Source organism: Streptomyces sp. NPDC001135 (assembly GCF_053598395.1).
This window is the reverse complement of record NZ_JBSFKD010000001.1, coordinates 483,713-504,100: the sequence shown is the minus strand read 5'-3', so window position 1 is coordinate 504,100 and position 20,388 is coordinate 483,713. Positions and strand designations below refer to the sequence as shown.

Here is a 20,388-nt window from a genome sequence, read left to right as displayed (position 1 = left end):
CAGTTCGGTGAAAACGCCGCGCCGCCCGGAACGCACGAGTAGCGTGCGTGACCCCACGCCCCCCACCTCCCTGCGGTCCGCCGCCACGGACCCGAGCCACGCAAGGAGCCCCGGGATGTCCTACGACCCGCCGCACCCGCCGTACGCCCGGCCCCAGCCGCCGTACACCCAGCCGCCACCGCCGTTCGCCCAGCCGCCGTACGCGCAACCCCAGCCGTCGTACGCCCCCTCCGAGCCGTCGTACACCCCCTCCCGGCCGTCGTACACCTACCCCTGGCAGCCCGCGGCGCCCGAGCCGTCCCGCCCGGGGCACCGGCCGCCCCGCGAACCCCTCGGCCACCACAGCGACCTGCGGGTGCTGCGCAGCGCCTACCGCTGGCAGCGGCGCACCGCCACACTCACCGCGCTGGGGTACTTCACGCTGTTCCTGGTCCTGTCCGCGTGCGCGCCCGACGTCATGACGCGCACGCTCGCCGACGGCATCCCCGCCGGCCTGCTGCTCGCCCTGGTCCAACTCCCCGTCACCTGGCTGGCGATCGCCCTGTACGAACACACCGCGCGCCGGCACGTCGATCCGCTCGCGGACCGCATCCGCAAGGAGACCGAGCTGGACGCACGCCGAGGAGCGACCCGATGACCGGCGCCGCCGGCTCCCCCGCCGTGGGAGGCTTCACCGGCTTCAGCGGCTCGGGCCAGGCCATGTCCCTGGTCGCCTTCTCCACCGTCGCCACGGTGACCCTGCTGCTGTGCGTGATGACCGGCCCCGACCGGGACGACCTCGACGAGTTCTACACCGGCTACGGCTCCCTGTCGCCGCTGCGCAACGGCCTCGCCATCGCCGGCGACTACATCTCCGCGGCCACCGTCCTCGGCACCGGCGGAGTGATCGCCCTGTGCGGCTACGACGGCGTCGTCCTCGCCCTCAGTACCGCGCTGTCGCTGATGCTGCTGATGTTCCTGCTGGCCGAACCGCTGCGCAACGCCGGCCGGTTCACCATGGGCGACGCGCTGGCCCGCCGGCTGCCGGGCCGCAGTGTCCGCATCACGGCCTGCGCGGTGACGATCGCCGCCCTGCTGCCGCTGATGCTGGTCCAACTCGCCGGAACCGGGCAGCTGATGGCGTTCATCCTGGGCTTCACCAACGAGTCGCTGAAGACCGGATGCGTCGTGGGACTCGGCGCCCTGATGATCGCCTACGCGGCGATCGGCGGCATGAAGGGCACCGCGCTCATCCAGATCCTGAAGATCGTGATGCTGGTCGGTTCGGGCGCCGTGGTCGCCGTACTGGTCCTGCACCGCTTCGACTGGGACCCGGGCGCCCTGTTCACCGCGGCCTCGCGGCAGAGCGGCGCCGGACCGGCCTTCCTGCACTCGGGGCTGCAGTTCGGCGCCTCGGGCAGGTCCCGCCTCGACATGATCGCCTCGGAGCTGACGGTCGTGCTCGGCGGCGGCGTCCTGCCGCACATCACCATGCGCATGTACACCGCCTCCAGTGCCCGCCAGGTACGCCGCTCGATGTCCTGGGCGGTGTCGGTCGTCGCCCTGTTCGTGCTGATCATCACGGTGGTGGGGTTCGGCGCCACGGCCCTGGTCGGCCGTGCCGTGATCGCGGGGGCCGACCCGCAGGGCAACACGGCCTATCTGCTGGGCTCGCGGGCGGTGTTCGGCGCGGACGTGTCGACGGCGGAGACCTTCCTGTTCACCATGGTCACGACGGCGATCTTCCTGACCCTGCTCGCGTCGGTGGCCGGGATGATCCTCGCCTGCGCCAACTCCCTCGCCCACGACGTGTTCGCGGCCCGCGTGCAGGAGATGCCGGCCCGGCGCGAGATGGCCCTGGCCCGCTTCTCCGCGCTCGCCATAGGCGCTCCGACGATCCTGCTGGCCACCCTGGTGCAGCACCACAGCCTGCAGCCCCTCGTGACGCTCTCCTTCTGCCTGGGCGCCTCGGCCATCGCACCCGCCCTGGTCTACGGGCTCTTCTGGCGCCGCTACACCCGCAGCGGGCTGCTGAGCACGCTGATCGGCGGCTCACTGACCGTGCTGCTGCTGATGCCGGGCACCAACCTGGTCTCCGGCTCACCCGTCTCGGCCTTCCCGCACGCCGACTTCAACTGGTTCCCGTTCACCACCACCGGCATCGTCTCCATCCCGGCCGGCTTCTTCTTCGGCTGGCTCGGCACGGTGCTCTCCGACCGCACCGAGGCGGAACAGCAACGCCACCAGTACGAGGCGGTGGAGGGCCGAATCCTGGCGGGGGCGGTGCGGGAGGGGGGCTGACGGGGCGGCGAGCGGGGTGCCGGCCGGGGCGCGCCGGAGGGCACGCCCGACCCCGGCGCCGGCCGCGGGGACGGTGGGCGGGGTCGCTATTCCAGGGACGTTCTCCCCGTCAGCGAGATCAGGTTGCTGCGGGCCTCGTCCATGTGGGCCCGTACGTCGTCCCAGGCGTCGCCGTGCTCACGCAGCACCCGTTCCGTCTCCCGGGCGATGCGTTCCTCGTGCAGGCGCGCCTCGGCGATGAGGTCGGCGGCACGCGCGCACGCCTCCTCCTGGCTGCGGCGCGCGACCTCCTCGGCCTCGCCGAGGACCCGCTCGGCGTCGGCCAGTGCGGCCTCGGCCCGGCTCATCCGCTCGGCGTACCGGGCATCCAGGGCGGCGATCCGCTCGGCCTCCTCGCGCTCGACCTCGGCCCACCGCTCGGCCTGCTCCCGGGACAGCTGGGCGGCCAACCCGGTCGTGCGCTGCCGCATCTCGCGCAACGCGGCGAGCATCTCTCCGCGCCCTTTCCTCACCTCGCGCCGCGTCCTGACACGAATGCCGTCGGCCTCGGCGCGCGCGGCGATGAGCCGCCGGCGGGCGTGTTCGTCCGCTTGCGTGCGCAGCGCGTCCGCCGCTTCGTGCGCCTTCCGGCGCGCGCTGTCGGCGCGTGTTTCGGCCTGCGCGACCTGCCGCTCTGCTTCACGCCGCGTGCGCTCGCGGAGGTCTGCCGCCTCCTCCTGCACGAGCTGGAACAAGCGCCGTGCGCGCCCTCCCAGCACCTCGTACGTCTGCGGCGGGAGCTGGGCGACGACCTCGCGCATCCGCGCGGCCTCCGCCTCCATGTCCTTGGCGAGCACGGTCAGCCGCGCGGCACGTTCCCACGCGGCGTCGCGGTCGTACGACAACGCCTCCATGTAGGCGTCGACCTGGTCGGTGCGGTAGCCGCGCCCCCGGACGGTCACAAAGCCGTGCGGCGACTTCGATGCACTGCTCACCCTGGGAACCCCTCTCCACCGGACATACACGACAGAATGATTTCGCGCATATCTTGATGGATCGGACGTAACCGTTCATAACGCGACACTCCGCGGTCACGTCCCGCTCGCCCTCGCGCCATTCACGCGCGGGGTGCAGTGAATCCGCCGCACCGGGACGGCGCGAGAGAACGGCGGCCCCCACCCGTTCGGCCCACGGACACGACCAGAAACGCGTCGTGCCCCTCACGCACGCGTGAAGGGCACGATCAGCGCTTGCGCCGGGCCGGCGTCCCTACAGCAGCCCGTCCCACATCTGCTCCAGCAGCACCGACCACCAGCTCTCCGGCGAACCCAGCGCCGCCGGGTCGAGGGCGGCCAGCTGCGCCTGGAAGTCGACGGTCCAGCGGCCCGCCTGCTCCTGGTTCAGTCCGTACCTCAGCCGCCACATCCGGCCCAGCAGAGCCAGGCAGCGCGCGAACTCCGGCAGCCCGCTGTTCACGAACTGCGGCGGCACCGGAGCCCCGCCCGGCCCCGCCTCGACCGGCACGGCCACGATGTTCGCCGTCCCGTACTGCACACAGATCGCCTTGCCGAAGTCGGTGCCCATGACGAGGTACGAGCCCGCGTCCGCCGCCGGCTGCACCCCGCGCTCGGCCGCCAGCTCCGCCAGCGTGGGCACCGGGCGGCCCGGCTGGGCCTGCGCCCAGAAGAACGGGCCCATGTCCATCGGCAGACCGGCCACCACCAGCGTGTGCGCCACGACCGGCGGCACCCCCTGCCGGGACACCGCCTGCTGCTCGAACCGGAAGACCCCCGGCCCGAACACCGCCGCCAGTTCCTGCCCGATGCCCTCCGGCGGGATCGCCGGGACGGCCTGCACCGGCGTCAGCGGCGCCCGCACCGGCGCCGGCCGCGCGGGACCGTCCGCCACCTGGTGCAGCTCACCCTGGTGCGCCAGCAACTGCTGCATACCCTGCTGCCTGCTCGCATGGTCCGTGCCGTACGGCGCGATGCTGGTGATCCGCGCCTGCGGCCACTGCTCCCGGATCATCCGCGCACAGTAGGCGCCCGGCAGCGCGCACGACTCCAGCTCCGTGTGCAGCTCCAGCACCTGGTCCGGCGGCACGTTCATCGCACGCAGCTCGTGGAAGATCTGCCACTCGGGGTGCGGGGTGCCCGGCGCCGAACGCCGGATCAGCTGCTGCTCCGAACCGTCCTGCGCGCGGTAGCGCAGCACCGCCTGGTAGCCGGGCCCGACCGTCGGCTGCCCCTGCTGCGGATACCCGTACGCGGGCGGCTGCCCCGCAACCGGCCCGCCCGGAGGCGGCACCGCACCCGGCGGCATCGGCTGCGGCGCCCCCGGAGGCATGCCGGGAGCTCCCGGCGCACCGGGTGCGCCGGGAGCCTGCGGCGGCGGGGGCGCGCCCGGACCTGCCACGGGCGGCGCCGCCAGCACCGTCTCCGCATGGTGCACGGCCCCACGCCCGCCCCCCGGAGCGCCGGGCGCGCTCGGCGGCTGCGGTGCGCCGGGGGCGCCGGGACCCGCAGGGGCTCCCGGAGGGTGCGGCGCGCCAGGCGCGGGCGGCACGCCAGGGGCGCCCGGAGCCGCAGGAGCGCCGGGCGGATTGGGCATGCCCGGAGCGCCGGGAGCACCCTGCGCGCCCGGCGTACCCGGGACACCCGGAGCACCCGGCGGCTGGGGCGCGCCCCCGCCCAACTGGCTGGGGTCGGCCAGCATCGTGGCCGCATGGTGCACGCTGCCCGGAGGGGCGGCAGGCGGATTGGGTGCGCCCGGAGCATTAGGCGCGCCCGGCACCTGCGCCCCTTCCGCGCCACCCGGACCGGCCGGCACGCCCCCCTGGCCCTCGGGCCCCTCCGGCCCGAGGGCCGACACCAGTTGCGTCGGGATATACGCACCGGCAGGCGCACCCGGCGCGGGCGGCGTCGCCGCACTCCCCGGGCGCGCGCCCGGCGTGCCAGGAGCACCCGGCGGCGGAGGGGGCGTGCCCACTCCGCCGCGCGCCTTCTTCGGCGGCGGCGCGGCCTTGCTCGTCGCGGCATCCGCGATGTCCCCGGCGTTCGGCGCGAAATGCCGCGCGGACGCACCGGCGTCGGCCGGAGCCTGCGGCGCGCCCGCCGCACCACCCGGCGCCTGCGGGTAGCCGTAACCAGGAGCAGCCTGCGGGGCTCCGGGACCCTGCGGATAGCCGTACGTCGGGGCGCCCGGGGGCGGTGGCGGGGGCGTGTTGCCCTGCAAGGCGCCCGGCGCACCAGGAGCGGCAGGGGGCGGGAGCGGCGTGCCGGGCGCCTGCGGGTACGCGGGTACGCCCGGCGCAGGCGTCCCGGGAGCCGCCGGCGGCTGCGGATGACCGTACGGCGGTGTGCCGGGCGGCGGCGGGGGCGTACTGCCCTGCGGAACGCCCGGCGCACCGGGAACAGCGGGCGCCCCGGGTGCACCAGGCGCGCCCGGCGTGTGCACGATGCCAGGCGCGCCGGGCCCACCGGCAGGGGCGGAGGGTCCACCCTGCGCGCCCGGCGGGAAGCCCTGCGCGCCCGGCGGGAAGCCCTGCGCGCCCGGCGTGTTCGAAGGGTCGAGCGCCGGGGCGACCGCCGTCGGCGGCAGCTGGCTGCCCCCCGACATGAGCGCCGTCTTCGCATCCGGTGCGCTCACCGGCGGCCGGGGAGCCTCGGCGCCGGGGTCGCTCAGCGGCGGCGCGAACACCGTCGCGGGCAACGGCACCGAGCGGTCGTCCTCACCGGGGTCCGCGTTCGTGTCGGTACCGGCCCAGGGCGTGGCCCCCACCGGCACCTCCGCAGGAGGCGCGGCGTGCGGAGCAGGCGCCCCGGGCACACCGGACGCGCCCGGCGCACCCGGCCCGCCCTGCGCCCCATCAGGCGCCCCGGACACCCCGGAAGCCCCCGCCGGCACCCCGGCCTGCGTCTGCGCCAGCCCCGCCCCACCGGACGAAGCCCCGCCACCGGCACCGGACGCCTCCGAACCGGCACCGGCACCCGCACCCGCACCCGCACCCGCACCCGAGGCACCGGACGCCGCGGCAGCCCCGGCCCCGGCCTCAGCCCCCCGATCCCCCAGCCCCAGCTTGTCCGCCGCCTCCTGCAGCCACTCCGGAGGAGTCAGCAGGAACGACGTCTGATTGAGGTCCACCCGGGCAGCCGCCGGCGCCGGAACCGCGTCCCGCGGCTCATCGGCACGGCCGTACTCCTCCTCGTACCGGCGGATCACCTCACCCACCGGCAGCGCCGGCCACAACGTGGCCTCCCCGCTGTCCCGGGCGATCACCAGCCGCTGCGCACCCGCGTCCGACCGCGGCCCCTCCGCCCGGTCCTCGCCCCACACCACGAAACCCAGTTCGAACTCCCGCACCCGCACCTCACGATGCTGGTACGCGGGCACGTCACCGTTGATCCACTCCTCGGCGCGCTCCTGCGCCTGCGCGTAGGTCACCATCGCCTGGAACTCACTCTCCCACCGGGCCGGACGACGCCGCACCGGAGGACACCGGAACGACACGGGCGAAACCGCCGTCGACCATCAGATTCGCCACCGTCTCCAACTCGGGCGGACTGCCCGCCAGCCGCGACAGGAAGGCATCGAAATCGTCACCGCACGGCAGCAGCAGACGCTCCACCCGCTCCGCCGGCGACCACGACGGATCCACATCACGCACGTCGTCGTACGCGCAGAACCACACCGAACCGGGCCGCTCGCCCTTCACCTTCACCGCGAGCAACCCACCCTGCACGAACGCCACCCCGAGGTAATCCTTCGTCAGATGGTCGCGCAGGCACTTGTTCATGTACACCAGGTCGTTGACCGCCGCCTCGTCCCGCACCGTGAAGAACGGCTGGTCCAGCAGCAGGCCCAACTCGGCGTCCAGCGCCGTACCCACCGGCGCGCACCCGCCGGCCGCCTTCAAGAACGAGCGGTACGCGCCCGGAAGCCGGTACCCGAGGTCCTCCTCGACGCCCTGCACCTGCGCCTCCGCCACCGCCACACCCGACTTCGGCAGCCCGAAGTGCGCCGGCCGCGTCTCCTGCAACGGCCGCGTCCCCCGCTTACCGTGATCCACCGACGCCGTCGCCACCCCACCGTGATGCCGCAACAACGCCTTCACCTCGACCGGAACCAGCTCCAGCCGCCGCGTCCCCACCACGTGATGCCACGTCCAGCCGTGCGGCGTCGCCACATCAGGCACCGTGTCCCACAACTCGTGCCGCTCCGCCGCCAGCGCCGCGTTCGCCGACACATAGTCCGTCAGCCGCAACTCGTCGACGCCGAAACCCTCCGGCGGCTCGGCGATCTCCACCGCCACACGCGCGTACGGAGCGAAATCCGGGTAACCACGCTCATCGACCCGTACCCCTCTCGGGTGACGCGCCGCCCGCACCGGATCCGGGAAATGCACGACCTGTCCGGCGTAGGCCGCGTTCGGCGGCACGGCTTGTCCCCCGGCCTGGCCGCTGGGCGGTGTCCCCAGCCCGAGCCGACCTGTCGTCATGGCGGTAGCCCCCTGCGGCGTTCTCTCTGGCCTCAATCGGCGGTGTCGATCGCGAACGGCGACAGCCTATGCGGTACACGAACCCCGGTCACCGGCCCACCGCGTCCCCGGGGAAACCGGCCCTCCCGCTTCCGTGACCAGCCGTCACCCCACCGTGACCACCCACGCCCGGCCCGGGCGTGTCGCGCCGCCCCAGCTTCCGCACCCGCCACGGCATTTGGCACCCTGTGTCCTTCGGGGGAAGCCGGGGCACACCCGGGGAGGGGAAAACGATCATGAACACCTTGCGCACCGGAGGTACCGACGTGCGGGCCGGCGACCCACGCATCGACTGGAGCGGCACCGACACACCCCCCGCCCCCACCCTCCGCCACCGCCGCGACGGCATCCTGCCCACCGTCGCCGCCGCCCTCTCCGTCCGCGGCGCCACCCTCACCGGCACCGCCGCCCGCAGCGACCAGCCCCCCGCCCTGCACCCCCTCGTCCAGGACTTCCTCGACGCCCTCACCAGCAGTGAACGCGACCGCTTCACCGGCCGCTGCGCCGAGACCATCCTCATCTCCCGGCACATCACCGCCGCCGACGCCACCCGCAGCAAACGCGCCGCCCGCAAACCCATGACCAACAGCGAAGCGCGCAAAGCACTCAAACACGCCAAACTCACCGCCCGCCGCATACGCGAGGACGGCGACCCCCTCCACGGCAGCTTCGCCACCCCCTGCCGCGCCTGCACCGCCCTCAGCGCCCACTTCGGCGTCCGCATCGTCGACCCCACGGCAACCGACGGCTGACCACCACCGTCAACCCCAGTACCACCACACCCCACCGCCGACACGACGCACCCCGCACAACGCGGGACGCGGAACGCACGACGCACGACGCACGAGACGACTGAAGGGCAGATGCACCCCGAACACGCCACCACCCCCAAGCCCGCCACCCGCCACGAGCACGGCACCACCCCGGCCCGCTTCCCCGTACTCGTCGACGCCGCCCTGCGCGCCGCCGGCTGGCAACCCGGACGCTGGGACATAAAGCAGGCCGAGATCTGGGCCGACGCCCTCCGTGACCACACCTCGCCCGCCGGACACCGGCACACCGTCTTCCCCGCCGCCGTCGAAGCCTGGGCCGAATTCGGCGGACTCACCATCACCCCCAACGGCCCCGGCCGCCAGATCGCCCCCGCCACCCTCCACCTCGACCCCCTCCACGGCCTCCACCACGCCCGCACCCTCGGCGACCTCGGCCGCGCCCTCGGCACCGAACTCTGCCCCCTCGGCGAAGAAACCGACACCGCCGCCACCCTCGCCATCGACACCGAAGGCCGCGTCTACACCCTCGACCACACCGGCGACTGGTACGTCGGCCCCGACATCGACCACGCCCTCGCCACCCTCGTCACCGGCATCGAACCGGTACGCCTCACCGCCGGCTGAGCCACCGGACCCCCACCGCCGCGGTACTCACACCGCCGGAATCACCGCCGACACCCGGAAGCCCCCCGCATCCGTCGGCCCCGACACAAACACCCCGCCCAGCGCCACGACCCGCTCCCGCATCCCCACCAGACCGTTCCCGCCCGACGGCAACCCCGCCGCCGACGCCGACCCCGGCTCCGGCGGCGGCTCGTTCTCCACCTGCATCGCGATCTCCGACACCCGATGCGCCAGCCGCACATGCGTCTTCGCGCCCCCCGCATGCTTGTGGACGTTGGTCAACGCCTCCTGCACCACCCGGTACGCCGTCTGCTCCACCTGAGCCGCATACGACCGCACCGCCCCCTCCACCGACAGGTCCACGACCATCCCCGCCGCCGACGACTGCCCGATCAGCTCCTCCAGCTCCGACAGACACGGCCCGTCCTCGACCACCACATCCGAAGCCGCGGCGGCAGCCGCCTCCCCCACCCCCGCCAACGGCACCTCGCGCACCCGTCGGCCCACGTCCTCCCCCGACCGCAACACCCCGAGCATCTCCCGCAACTCCGTCAACGCCTGCCGCCCCATGTCCCCCACCAGCGCCGCGTTCTTCGCGGCCTTCTCGGGATCCTTCCGCGCCACCGCCTGAAGCGCGGCGGCATGCACGACCATGAGGCTCACCCGGTGCGCCACCACGTCATGCATCTCCCGCGCGATCCGCGTCCGCTCCTCGTTCCTGGCCCACTCGGCCCGCTCCCCCGCCCGCTCCGCGAGCAACTGGAGCTCCCGCTCCAGCGAATCCGCCCGCTCCCGCAAGCTCTCCATCAACCGCCGCCGCGCCCCCACGTACAGCCCCAGCAGCACCGGGGGAGCCGTCAGCCCCAAGGCCGTCGTCACCGCCGCGAACGGCACGAACCAGTCACCCAGCGTCAGGTCCCCCCGCGCCATGTCCTGCCGCACCCGTACGAACGTCACGACGGCCGTCCCCACCAGCGACATCCCCGCCAGCGCCCCGATGATCCGCCGCGGCAGCTCACACGCGGCGAGGGTGTACAGGCCGACGACGCCGAGCAGGAACCCCATCTGCGCCGGCGTGATCGCGATGGCGACGAGCACGACCGCAACCGGCCACTTCCGCCGCACGAGCAACACGGACCCGGCGATCACCCCGAAAACGATCCCCACCGCCACCGGGATCCCCGCATCCCGTGCGAACGGAATCCCCTCAGCCGCGCACTCCACGGCCGACACCAGCGCAAGACTCCCGTCGAGCGCCGCACTGCGCCACCTGGCCCACCACCACGGGCCGGTCAGGCCCTTGGCATGCTCTTCCCCCGTCACGGTCATACGTCCAGCCTACGGGCGGCAGCCAGGCCTTTTCCGGTGACTTTCCCTTACCACCACACACCACACTCCGTAACCGAACGACCTCGAGACCCACTGATATCCCGCGAACTGGTGAACCGTTCTCGTTCGACGCCGGAAGGAGTCATTCCGCCCGGACGGTACGGGTATGACACACCCACCGGGCAAGTACGCCGACTTCGAGAGCCCGCGGGACCGGGCGGTCGCCCTGCGCCGGGCGGGCTACAGCCTCCGGCAGATCCGCGACGAGCTGAAGATCTTCAAAACATCCTCAACCAGCTGGTGAAAGGGGAGCCCCCACCGGAGTGGACGAAGCGGCCTCGAGCCAAGGACGACCTGCGGGCGAGGGCACGGGAGCTACGACTCCAGGGCTGGACTTACAGCGAGATCCAGGCGGAACTCGGTTGCTCCAAGAGTTCGGTCTCACTCTGGGTGCGCGATCTACCGCACCCCGAACCCAAGTGCACCCCCGAGGAACAGCGGGCACGCATGAACGCCGGGTTGGCAAGGCTGCGGGCCTCACAGGACCGCGAGCGGACCGCGACCAAGCAGGCAGCGGCAGCAATGATCGGCACCCTCGCGGATCGGGAGCTCTTCATCACGGGCGTCGCCTTGTACTGGGCCGAGGGGACGAAGGACAAGCCGCACGCTCGCCGCGAGAGCGTCGAGTTCGTCAACAGCGACCCAGGGATGATCTCGGTCTTCCTCGCCTGGCTGGACCTGCTGGACGTGGGACGCGAGCGCCTGCACTGCCGGGTCATGATCCATGAAACCGCAGATGTCGACGCCGCCGAGCGCTACTGGGCCGACCTGGTCGGCATCGACAGGGCGCTGCTCGGCAAGACCATCCTCAAGAAACACAACCCCGCGACCGTGCGCAAGAACACCGGCGCCACCTATCGGGGGTGCCTCGGAATCAAAGTGCGACAGGGAGCGGATCTGTACCGTCGCATCGAAGGCTGATGGTGCGGCATAGTAGGTGCCGCGACCTCAGCGGGCTGATCAAATGTCCGTTTAGGACGCATATGCACTCCCCTGTGGTGTAATCGGCAACACGGGTCACTTTGGATGATTTGTTCCAGGTTCGAGTCCTGGCAGGGGAGCCACAGCACACAAACCCTGAGTTCGGGTCCTGCCCGGCGAAAGCCCGTCAGGGCCCGCTCTCATGTCCGCCACATGTCCCCCCGGTATCCTGCGGCTGTCACCCCCACTCACCCACAGCCGAAGGGCAACCCCGTGAGCGCCATTCGCCCGGCAGCCGTCGTCGTTCTCGCAGCGGGTGAGGGCACCCGTATGAAGTCGGCCACACCGAAGGTCCTGCACGAGATCTGCGGCCGTTCCCTCGTGGGCCATGTGCTGGCCGCCGCCCGTGAGTTGGACCCGCAGAATCTCGTGGTCGTCGTGGGGCATGCCCGTGAGCAGGTCACCGCGCATCTGAACGAGATCGACCCGGCCACCCGGACCGCCGTACAGGCGGAGCAGAACGGGACCGGGCACGCCGTGCGCATGGGTCTGGAGGAGCTGGGCGGGGCCGTCGACGGGACCGTGGTGGTCGTCTGCGGGGACACGCCGCTGCTCACCGCCGACACGCTCAAGCAGCTCGCCGGGGCGCACGCCGCCGACGGCAACGCGGTGACCGTGCTGACGGCCGAGGTGCCGGACGCGACCGGGTACGGCCGGATCGTGCGGGACGAGGCGACCGGTGCCGTGACGGCCATCGTGGAGCACAAGGACGCGACCGACGTCCAGCGGGTGATCCGGGAGATCAACAGCGGGGTGTTCGCGTTCGACGGGCAGTTGCTGGCGGACGCGCTGAAGAAGGTCCGCAAGGACAACAGCCAGGGTGAGGAGTACCTGACCGACGTCCTCGGCATCCTCCGCGAGGCCGGTCACCGCGTCGGCGCCTGTGTGGCGGCCGATCACCGGGAGATCGCCGGGATCAACAACCGGGTGCAGCTGGCCGAGGCGCGCCGGATCCTCAACGACCGGTTGCTGACCGCCGCGATGCTGGACGGGGTCACCGTGGTCGATCCCGCCTCGACCTGGGTGGAGGTGACCGTGACCTTCGAGCGGGACGCCGTGGTCCTTCCCAACACGCTGCTGTCCGGGTCGACGCATGTGGGTGAGGGTGCCGAGGTGGGACCGAACAGCCGGCTGAAGGACACGCAGGTCGGTGCGGGGGCGCGGGTGGACAACACGGTGTCCGACGGGGCTGTCGTGGGGCCGGAGGCGAGTGTGGGGCCGTACGCGTATCTGCGGCCGGGCACGCGTCTGGGCGCCAAGGGCAAGATCGGGACCTACGTCGAGACGAAGAACGCCAGGATCGGTGAGGGCACCAAGGTGCCGCATCTGTCGTATGTCGGTGACGCGACGATCGGGGAGTACTCGAACATCGGCGCGGCGAGTGTGTTCGTGAACTACGACGGTGAGAGCAAGCACCACACGACCGTCGGGTCGCACTGCAAGACGGGGTCGGACAACATGTTTGTGGCTCCTGTCACGGTCGGGGACGGTGCCTACACCGCTGCCGGGTCCGTGATCACGAAGGATGTGCCGCCCGGTTCGCTGGCCGTGGCCCGTGGTCAGCAGCGGAATATCGAGGGTTGGGTGGCGCGGAAGCGTCCGGGGAGCGCGGCGGCGAAGGCGGCCGAGGCGGCGTCCCGGGCGGGCGAGGGCGAGGGCTGACGGGAAACGGGTGCGGCAAAGTCGGCGTACCGTGATAAGTGCACATCCGCACGCGTGCACCCGCACCCTTACCAGCTGATACGGCCTCTCATGCCCAGCCGAGAGGTCGCCGAGCAGCCGGCTGGCTGAGACAACCTCTGAGGAGACAGTGCTGTGACCGGGATCAAGACGACCGGCGAGAAGAAGTTGATGTTCTTCTCCGGCCGCGCCCACCCCGAGCTTGCGGAGGAGGTCGCCCAGCAGCTGGGTGTCGGGGTCGTCCCGACGAAGGCCTTCGACTTCGCGAACGGTGAGATCTACGTCCGTTACCAGGAGTCGGCGCGTGGTGCGGACTGCTTCGTGATCCAGAGCCACACGGCTCCGATCAACCAGTGGATCATGGAGCAGCTGATCATGATCGACGCGCTGAAGCGTGCGTCGGCCCGTTCCATCACGGTGATCGTGCCGTTCTACGGTTACGCGCGGCAGGACAAGAAGCACCGGGGTCGTGAACCCATTTCGGCGCGTCTGATCGCTGATCTGATGAAGACGGCGGGTGCGGACCGGCTCCTGACGGTGGATCTGCACACGGACCAGATCCAGGGCTTCTTCGACGGTCCGGTGGATCACCTGTTCGCACTGCCGCTGCTGGCGGACTACGTGGGCGACAAGGTGGACCGGAACAAGCTGACGGTCGTGTCGCCGGACGCGGGCCGGGTGCGGGTGGCGGACCGGTGGTGCGACCGGCTCGGTGCGCCGCTGGCGATCGTGCACAAGCGGCGTGACAAGGACGTGGCGAACCAGGTGACGGTCCACGAGGTCGTGGGTGAGGTCAAGGGCCGGGTGTGCGTCCTGGTCGACGACATGATCGACACGGGTGGGACGATCTGCGCGGCTGCCGACGCGCTGTTCGCGCACGGGGCCGAGGACGTGATCGTGACGGCGACGCACGGTGTGCTGTCGGGTCCGGCCGCGGACCGGCTGAAGAACTCGCGGGTGAGTGAGTTCGTGTTCACCAACACGCTGCCGACGCCGGCGGAGCTGGGCCGGGACCTGGACAAGATCACGGTGTTGTCGATCGCTCCGACGATCGCGAGTGCGGTGCGTGAGGTGTTCGAGGACGGATCGGTGACCAGCCTCTTCGACGAGCAGTGAGGTTTCTGCACGTCCGTCGCCGGCGTTAGCCGTTGATCCTTTTGGGTGTGGCCTCCCCCTCCGAGTAGACTGCTCGAGTTGCTCGGCGAGGGAGGCCGTACTCGTTCTTCGGGACGGGGCCGGCGGTCCGTTATCGACGCGCTCTTCGTAGCAGGCCGTTCGTGGCCGGGTGACCACGTCCGTTCCGAGTTCTACGAGGAGTGATCCCTATGTCCGAGGTGAAGCTCGCCGCTGAGACCCGTACCGAGTTCGGCAAGGGTGCGGCCCGTCGCATCCGCCGTGACAACAAGGTTCCGGTCGTTCTGTACGGCCACGGCACCGAGCCGGTGCACCTGACCCTGCCGGGTCACGACCTGCTGCTGGCGCTGCGTACGCCGAACGTCCTGATCTCCCTGGACATCGACGGCAAGACCAACGAGCTGGCGATCCCGAAGGCCGTGCAGCGCGACCCGCTGAAGGGCTTCCTGGAGCACGTCGACCTGCTGCTGGTCAAGCGTGGCGAGAAGGTCACGGTCGAGGTTCCGGTGCACGCCGAGGGCGAGCTGGCCCCGGGTGGCAACCTGCTGGAGCACGTCCTGAACGCGCTGCCGGTCGAGGCCGAGGCCACGCACATCCCCGAGGCCGTCACGGTCTCCGTCGAGGGCCTGGAGGCCGGTGCCTCCGTCCACGCCAAGGACATCACCCTGCCCAGCGGTGTGACCCTGGCCGTCGAGGAGGACGCGGTCGTCCTGCAGGTCCTGGCCGCGCAGGCCGAGGAGACCGAGGGTGAGGCCGCCGCGGGCGAGGAGGCGGCCGAGGCCTGATCCTCGCCGTCGTCATCATCTGTTCAGCCGCTGCTTCCCTCGCCGGGAGCAGCGGCTGGCGCGTATCAAGGAGACATGGACGTGACCACCCCCGCCAGTACTGATCCCTGGCTGATCGTCGGGCTCGGGAATCCCGGGCCGGAGTACGCCATGAACCGGCACAATGTCGGGTTCATGGTGGTGGACCTGCTCGCGGAGCGGATCGGGGGGAAGTTCAAGCGGGCGGGCAAGGCGCAGGCGCAGGTGCTGGAGGGGCGGATCGGTCCGGCGGGTCCGGCGAGCCGGCGGGTGGTCCTGGCCAAGCCGATGTCGTACATGAATCTGTCCGGTGGTCCGGTGAACGCGTTGAAGGACTTCTACAAGGTGCCGGTGGCGAACGTCGTGGCGGTGCACGACGAGCTGGACATCGACTACGGGGTGCTGCGGCTGAAGCTGGGCGGCGGTGACAACGGGCACAACGGTCTGAAGTCGATGACGAAGGCGATGGGGCCGGACTATCACCGGGTGCGGTTCGGGATCGGGCGTCCGCCGGGTCGTATGCAGGTGGCGGACTTCGTGCTGAAGGACTTCGCGTCGGCGGAGCGCAAGGAGCTGGACTACTTCGTGGACCGTGCGGCGGACGCGGTGGAGTGTCTGGTGGCGGAGGGGCTGGAGCGGGCGCAGAGCGCGTACAACTCCTGACGTGCGGCGCGCACAACTTCGGACGTGCGGCGCGCACAACTCCGGACTTGTACGGCTTTGCCTCCCGGGCGAGTTGACCGGTCGCAGGGGGATGGCCAATGATCCCGGCCATGCCTGCCACTGCCACCACCGCTCGCCAGGCGTCCGTGACCGCGTTGCGGTTCGGGCGGGTCGCGGCGATGGGTACGCTCGCCGCGCTGATCCTTTTCTGCGGGGTGTGGGGTTCCTGGGGGACCGCGCAGCACGTGATGCTGACCAAGGGGCGTGAGGCCGGCACGGTGCGGGTGACGCGGTGTGCGGAGGACGTCTGCACGGGGCCGTTCACACCGGGGTCGCAGGGGGCGCGGGCACGCGCGCGTGTGGAGCTCGGGCAGTCGGTGGCGGTGCGCAAGGGGCGGACGTACGACGTGGTCCTGAAGCCGGGTACGACGGACGCGGTGCGCTCGGGTCCGGCGGGGATCCTTTATGCGTGGGTGCCGCTCGGCGGGGCGTTGCTGCTGGCCTCGGTGGTGGTGGCGGGCGGGATGCGGCTGACCCGGGCCGCGTGGGTGCTGGCGGGGTCGGGGATCGCGCTGCTGACGGCGGCGTTCGTGACCCTCTGATGCGTGCCCCTCTGATCCGTGACCCTGTGAGGGGTTGGGGCGTTCTTCACGTCTGTGGGGGGGGTCTGTTCGTTGCCTGTTCGTGCTTGATCGGCGTCAGGCGTGGGCTGGAAGCTGTACCGCCCCCTCCACATCTTCCCCGTTCACCACTCGAAGATGGATCAGTCCCATGCGTACCCTCATTCGCGCCGGCGCGCTGAGCGCCGGTGTCGCGGCGGCGCTCGTGTGCGCCCCGGCCGCCCACGCAAGTGCCCCCGGTGACAACGGCACCGTCAAGATCCACGACGCTCGGACCGGCGAGGAGCTGCGCCGCAACGAGCCGCATGTGTGCACGTTCTATCTGGACGCCTTCGGCTTCGACGGTGGCCAGCGGGTCGACTGGCACATCGAGGCCTGGGCGCCGACGGCCGCCACGAAGGGCGCGACCGTGAAGACCGGGGCGATCACTCTGGGCACGGACGGCCACGGCCGTACGGCGGACCTGTCGCTGCCCGACGGGCACTACAAGCTGTTCTGGAACTTCGAGGGCGAGAAGGGCGCGGCCAAGCACAAGGTGTTCTGGACGGACTGCAAGGGCTCCGCGGGGGGTGGCGGGAAGCCGTCCGGCTCGGCGTCGTCGTCCACTTCGGCGCCCTCTTCGTCGTCTTCGTCGCCGTCTTCGTCGTCCGGTGCGGCCCCGGGTGCGTCGGCGTCCGCTTCGCCCGCCGCCGCGGCCCCGTCCTCGTCGCCGTCCGCCCGGAGCGCCGGCGACGGTCTCGCCGAGACCGGCAACGGCGCTCCGGTGGGTCTGCTGTCGGCCGGTGCCGCGGCGCTGGTCGCCGTGGGCGGCTGTCTGGTGGCCCGGCGCCGGAGGACCCAGCAGGGCTGAGGCCGGTGTGCACATACGGGTGCCCCCGGGGTCGTACGACTCCGGGGGCACCCGTGTGTGGGGTGGCCGTCAGCCGGTGTTGCGCAGGCCGGCCGCCACGCCGTTGACGGTGAGGAGCAGGGCGCGGGAGAGCAGCGGGTCGGGGTCGGTGCCCGCGGCTGCCGCGTCGCGCTGGCGCTTGAGCAGGGTGACCTGGAGGTAGGAGATGGGGTCCAGGTAGGCGTCGCGGATGCTGAAGGTCTGCTTCAGGACGGGCTGGGCGTCCAGGAGTTCGCTCTCGCCGGTGACCCGCAGGACCTCGCGGACGGTCAGCTCGTGTTCGGCCTTGATGGTGTCGAAGACGTGCTTGAGCTCGTCGGGGACGAGGGTGTCGACGTAGTGCTGGGCGATGCGCAGGTCGGTCTTCGCGAGGGTCATCTCGACGTTGGAGATGAAGTTGCGGAAGAAGTGCCACTGCTGGTGCATCTCGTCGAGGACGGTGTCCAGGCCGGCCTCGCGCAGGGCCTTGAGGCCGGAGCCGACGCCGAACCAGCCGGGGACGATCTGCCGGGACTGGGTCCAGCCGAAGACCCACGGGATGGCGCGCAGGCCGTCGAGCGAGACGCCGGAGCCGGGGCGGCGGGAGGGCCGGGAGCCCAGGTGCAGGTCGGCGAGCTGGTCCACCGGCGTCGACGCGAGGAAGTACGTCGGCAGGTCCGGGTCCTCGACGAGGGCGCGGTAGGCCGCGTGCGCCGCGTCCGACACCACGTCCATGGCGGCGTCCCAGCGGGCGAGGGCCTCGTCGGACTGGCGGGGGGCGGTGTGCAGGGCGGAGGCCTGCAGGGTGGCCGCGACCGTCAGTTCGAGGTTCTCCCTGGCCAGGGACGGGATGAGGTACTTGTCGGAGATGACCTCGCCCTGTTCGGTGACCTTGATCTCGCCTTCGAGGGTGCCCCAGGGCTGGGCGAGGATGGCGTCGTGGGAGGGGCCGCCGCCGCGGCCGACGGTGCCGCCGCGGCCGTGGAAGAGGCGCAGGCGGACGCCGTAGCGGTGGGCGACGTCGCGCAGGCGGCGCTGGGCGCGGTGGATCTCCCACTGGCTGGTGGTGATGCCGCCGAACTTGGAGGAGTCGGAGTAGCCGAGCATGACCTCCTGGACGTCGCCGCGCAGCGCGACCAGGCGCCGGTAGGACGGGTCGGAGAGCATGTCCTCCAGGATGGTGTCGGCGGCCTTCAGCTCGTCCGTGGTCTCCAGCAGGGGGACGATGCCGATCTTCGCCCAGCCGGCATGCAGGTCCATGAGGCCTGCCTCGCGGGCGAGGACGGCGGCGGCGAAGACGTCGTCGGCGCCCTGGCACATGGAGATGATGTAGGACTCGACGACCTCGGGGCCGAAGACCTCCAGGGCCTTCTTGACGGTCTCGAAGACGCCGAGGGTCTTCCGCCCGGCCGCGTCGACGGGCGCCGGGGTCGGCGCGAGGGGACGTCGGGACCTGAGCTCCTTGGCGAGGAGCTTGGCGCGGTAGTCGCGGGGCATGTCGGCGTAGCGCCAGGACTCCTCGCCGAGGCGGTCGAAGAGCTGGCCGAGGGCGTGGTGGTGGGCGTCGGCGTGTTCGCGGACGTCCATGGTGGCGAGCTGGAGGCCGAAGGCGGCCAGGGTGCGGATGGTGCGGGCGAGGCGGCCGTCGGCGAGGAGGCCGCCGCGGTGCTCGCGCAGGGAGGCCTGGATGATCCGCAGGTCCTTCAGGAGTTCGCCGGTGCCGAGGTAGTCGCGGCCGTCCTCGTGCGGGGTGCCCTTGGCGAGGCGCTGCTTGGTGTTCTCCAGCTTCTGCCGGATGCAGGTGGCCTTGAGCCGGTAGGGCTCCTCGGCGTTGAGGCGCTTGTAGCGGGGGCTGATCTCGGGGAGCACCTCCAGGTCGCGCTTGAGGGACTCCAGCAGCTCCTCGGTCGCTCCGGTGTAGCGGATGGAGTTGGAGAGCAGGCCGCGCAGTTCGTCGATCATCTCCAGGGCGTCGTTGATGCCGTGCTCGTGCTGGAGGATGAGGACGTCCCAGGTGACCTGGGGGGTGACGTTGGGGTTGCCGTCGCGGTCGCCGCCGATCCAGGTGCCGAAGGTGAGCGGGCGGGTGTCGTCGGGGAGTCTGACGCCGACCCGTTCCAGTTCCGCCGTCAGATCCTCCAGGACGTCGCCGACGGCGTTCGCGTGCAGCTCGTCGAGGTAGTAGATGGCGTTGCGGGCCTCGTCGGCGGGCTCGGGGCGTACGACGCGCAGCTCGTCGGTCTGCCACACCAGGTCGATGTTCTCGGCGAGGCGGACGTCGTGGCGGCGGCGGTCGGAGCCCTGGACGGGGGTCTCCAGGAGCGCGGCGATGCGCCGGAGCTTGTTCAGCACCGAGCGGCGCGCGGCCTCGGTGGGGTGTGCGGTGAACACCGGGCGGACGTTCAGGTTCTGGACGGTCTGCTTCAGGTGCTCGGGGTCGGCGTCCTTCAGGCGGTCCGCCGTCCGGGCGAGGAGACCGCCCTCGGCGGCGCGCCGGGCGCGCAGCTCGCGGCCTCGGTGCACCTGTTCGGTGACGTTGGCGAGGTGGAAGTAGGTGGAGAAGGCGCGCACCAGCTTGGCCGCGGTCTCCAGTTCGGTGCCGCGCAGGAGCTCGGCGGCGGCCTCGCCGTCCTCGCGGGTGAGGCGGCGGACCTTCTCGACCAGGTCGAGGAGCTCGGGGCCCTCCTGCCGGACGAGGGTCTCGCCCAGGAGATCACCCAGCCGGCGGATGTCGGCGCGCAGCTCGCTGCTGGTCGTGGTGGTCTGGTCGTCGGCACTGCTCACAGGTGCGGCTCCTTGCAGTGTTGAAGCTCGTCTGGGAGGGAACCCGGCCGGCTGCCGGGCGGCGTGCGCCGCATACGGGCCGGAGTGTCCGGGAAGGAAACTTCAGCGGACCGCGCTGTCCGACCGAGTCCAAGGATAGGTGCCCCTGTGGACGCGCAGGCCGTGGGGCTCTTGCCGCCGCACGACACGCTGCCATACTTACGAAGCCGTAGGTTACGGAACCGTAGGGAAGTACCGTCGAGTCCCGTCCGGTCCCGGCGGCCCGGCACCTGCC

The 20,388-nt window shown here is 71.7% G+C and carries 15 protein-coding genes, 1 tRNA gene and 1 pseudogene; 12 read left to right on the top strand and 5 right to left on the bottom strand.

Annotated features, from left to right (window positions below; all coding sequences use genetic code 11):
• Positions 1-115: 115 nt before the first annotated feature.
• Together ACWC94_RS02475 and ACWC94_RS02470 are read left to right on the top strand one after the other, a co-directional pair.
• Entirely contained in the window at positions 116-637 is a 522-nt protein-coding gene (locus ACWC94_RS02475; protein WP_450794482.1) for a DUF485 domain-containing protein, read from the top strand.
• On the top strand, positions 634-2,280 hold the full coding sequence (locus ACWC94_RS02470) for a sodium/solute symporter (protein ID WP_450794481.1): 1,647 nt from the start codon (positions 634-636) through the stop codon (positions 2,278-2,280). Before ACWC94_RS02475 ends, ACWC94_RS02470 begins: the two co-directional genes overlap by 4 nt.
• 86 nt (positions 2,281-2,366) lie before the next feature.
• On the opposite strand, the gene ACWC94_RS02465 is transcribed toward ACWC94_RS02470, so the two are convergent.
• The 3 genes from ACWC94_RS02465 to ACWC94_RS02455 all read right to left on the bottom strand — a co-directional run bounded on the left by ACWC94_RS02465 (position 2,367) and on the right by ACWC94_RS02455 (position 7,756).
• Positions 2,367-3,254 (bottom strand): cellulose-binding protein, encoded by an 888-nt coding sequence (locus ACWC94_RS02465; protein WP_450794480.1) that lies wholly within the window; start codon positions 3,252-3,254, stop codon positions 2,367-2,369.
• Between the two features lie 274 nt (positions 3,255-3,528).
• Positions 3,529-6,705: an SUKH-4 family immunity protein gene (locus ACWC94_RS02460; protein ID WP_450794479.1), complete on the bottom strand. Its 3,177-nt coding sequence runs from the start codon at positions 6,703-6,705 to the stop codon at positions 3,529-3,531.
• 10 nt (positions 6,706-6,715) lie between these two features.
• Positions 6,716-7,756 carry an SMI1/KNR4 family protein gene (locus tag ACWC94_RS02455; RefSeq protein WP_450794478.1) on the bottom strand — a complete coding sequence of 347 codons (1,041 nt, stop codon included), beginning with the start codon at positions 7,754-7,756 and terminating at the stop codon, positions 6,716-6,718.
• Between the two features lie 275 nt (positions 7,757-8,031).
• Here ACWC94_RS02455 and ACWC94_RS02450 point away from each other — a divergent pair, with 275 nt between their 5' ends.
• Entirely contained in the window at positions 8,032-8,547 is a 516-nt protein-coding gene (locus ACWC94_RS02450) for a YwqJ-related putative deaminase (RefSeq protein ID WP_450794477.1), read from the top strand.
• Between the two features lie 111 nt (positions 8,548-8,658).
• A complete protein-coding gene (locus tag ACWC94_RS02445; RefSeq protein WP_450794476.1) occupies positions 8,659-9,192 on the top strand; it encodes an SUKH-3 domain-containing protein in 534 nt (177 codons plus the stop codon).
• A 27-nt stretch (positions 9,193-9,219) separates the two neighbouring features.
• Here the strand turns inward: ACWC94_RS02445 and ACWC94_RS02440 are convergent, their stop codons facing one another.
• Positions 9,220-10,521: a sensor histidine kinase gene (locus ACWC94_RS02440; protein WP_450794474.1), complete on the bottom strand. Its 1,302-nt coding sequence runs from the start codon at positions 10,519-10,521 to the stop codon at positions 9,220-9,222.
• Positions 10,522-10,687: 166 nt separating this feature from the next.
• Between ACWC94_RS02440 and ACWC94_RS02435 the strand changes: the two are divergent.
• From ACWC94_RS02435 to ACWC94_RS02400, 8 genes and pseudogenes are all read left to right on the top strand, one after another.
• Positions 10,688-11,502, top strand: a pseudogene (locus ACWC94_RS02435) (helix-turn-helix domain-containing protein).
• Between the two features lie 68 nt (positions 11,503-11,570).
• Positions 11,571-11,645, top strand: a tRNA-Gln gene (locus tag ACWC94_RS02430).
• A 130-nt stretch (positions 11,646-11,775) separates the two neighbouring features.
• On the top strand, positions 11,776-13,224 hold the full coding sequence (gene glmU, locus ACWC94_RS02425) for a bifunctional UDP-N-acetylglucosamine diphosphorylase/glucosamine-1-phosphate N-acetyltransferase GlmU (RefSeq protein ID WP_450794473.1): 1,449 nt from the start codon (positions 11,776-11,778) through the stop codon (positions 13,222-13,224).
• A 153-nt stretch (positions 13,225-13,377) separates the two neighbouring features.
• On the top strand, positions 13,378-14,358 hold the full coding sequence (locus tag ACWC94_RS02420; protein WP_450794472.1) for a ribose-phosphate diphosphokinase: 981 nt from the start codon (positions 13,378-13,380) through the stop codon (positions 14,356-14,358).
• A gap of 209 nt (positions 14,359-14,567) precedes the next feature.
• Positions 14,568-15,161, top strand: a complete 594-nt coding sequence (locus ACWC94_RS02415; RefSeq protein ID WP_450794471.1) for a 50S ribosomal protein L25/general stress protein Ctc — start codon at positions 14,568-14,570, stop codon at positions 15,159-15,161.
• A 75-nt stretch (positions 15,162-15,236) separates the two neighbouring features.
• Positions 15,237-15,842 (top strand): aminoacyl-tRNA hydrolase, encoded by a 606-nt coding sequence (gene pth / locus ACWC94_RS02410; RefSeq protein WP_450794470.1) that lies wholly within the window; start codon positions 15,237-15,239, stop codon positions 15,840-15,842.
• Between the two features lie 98 nt (positions 15,843-15,940).
• Positions 15,941-16,444 (top strand): hypothetical protein, encoded by a 504-nt coding sequence (locus ACWC94_RS02405; RefSeq protein ID WP_450794469.1) that lies wholly within the window; start codon positions 15,941-15,943, stop codon positions 16,442-16,444.
• 169 nt (positions 16,445-16,613) lie between these two features.
• Positions 16,614-17,312, top strand: coding sequence for a hypothetical protein (locus tag ACWC94_RS02400; protein ID WP_450794468.1), 699 nt, complete (start codon positions 16,614-16,616; stop codon positions 17,310-17,312).
• 69 nt (positions 17,313-17,381) lie between these two features.
• Here ACWC94_RS02400 and ppc read toward each other — a convergent pair whose 3' ends face one another.
• Positions 17,382-20,114, bottom strand: a complete 2,733-nt coding sequence (ppc, locus tag ACWC94_RS02395; RefSeq protein WP_450794467.1) for a phosphoenolpyruvate carboxylase — start codon at positions 20,112-20,114, stop codon at positions 17,382-17,384.
• Positions 20,115-20,388: the final 274 nt, after the last annotated feature.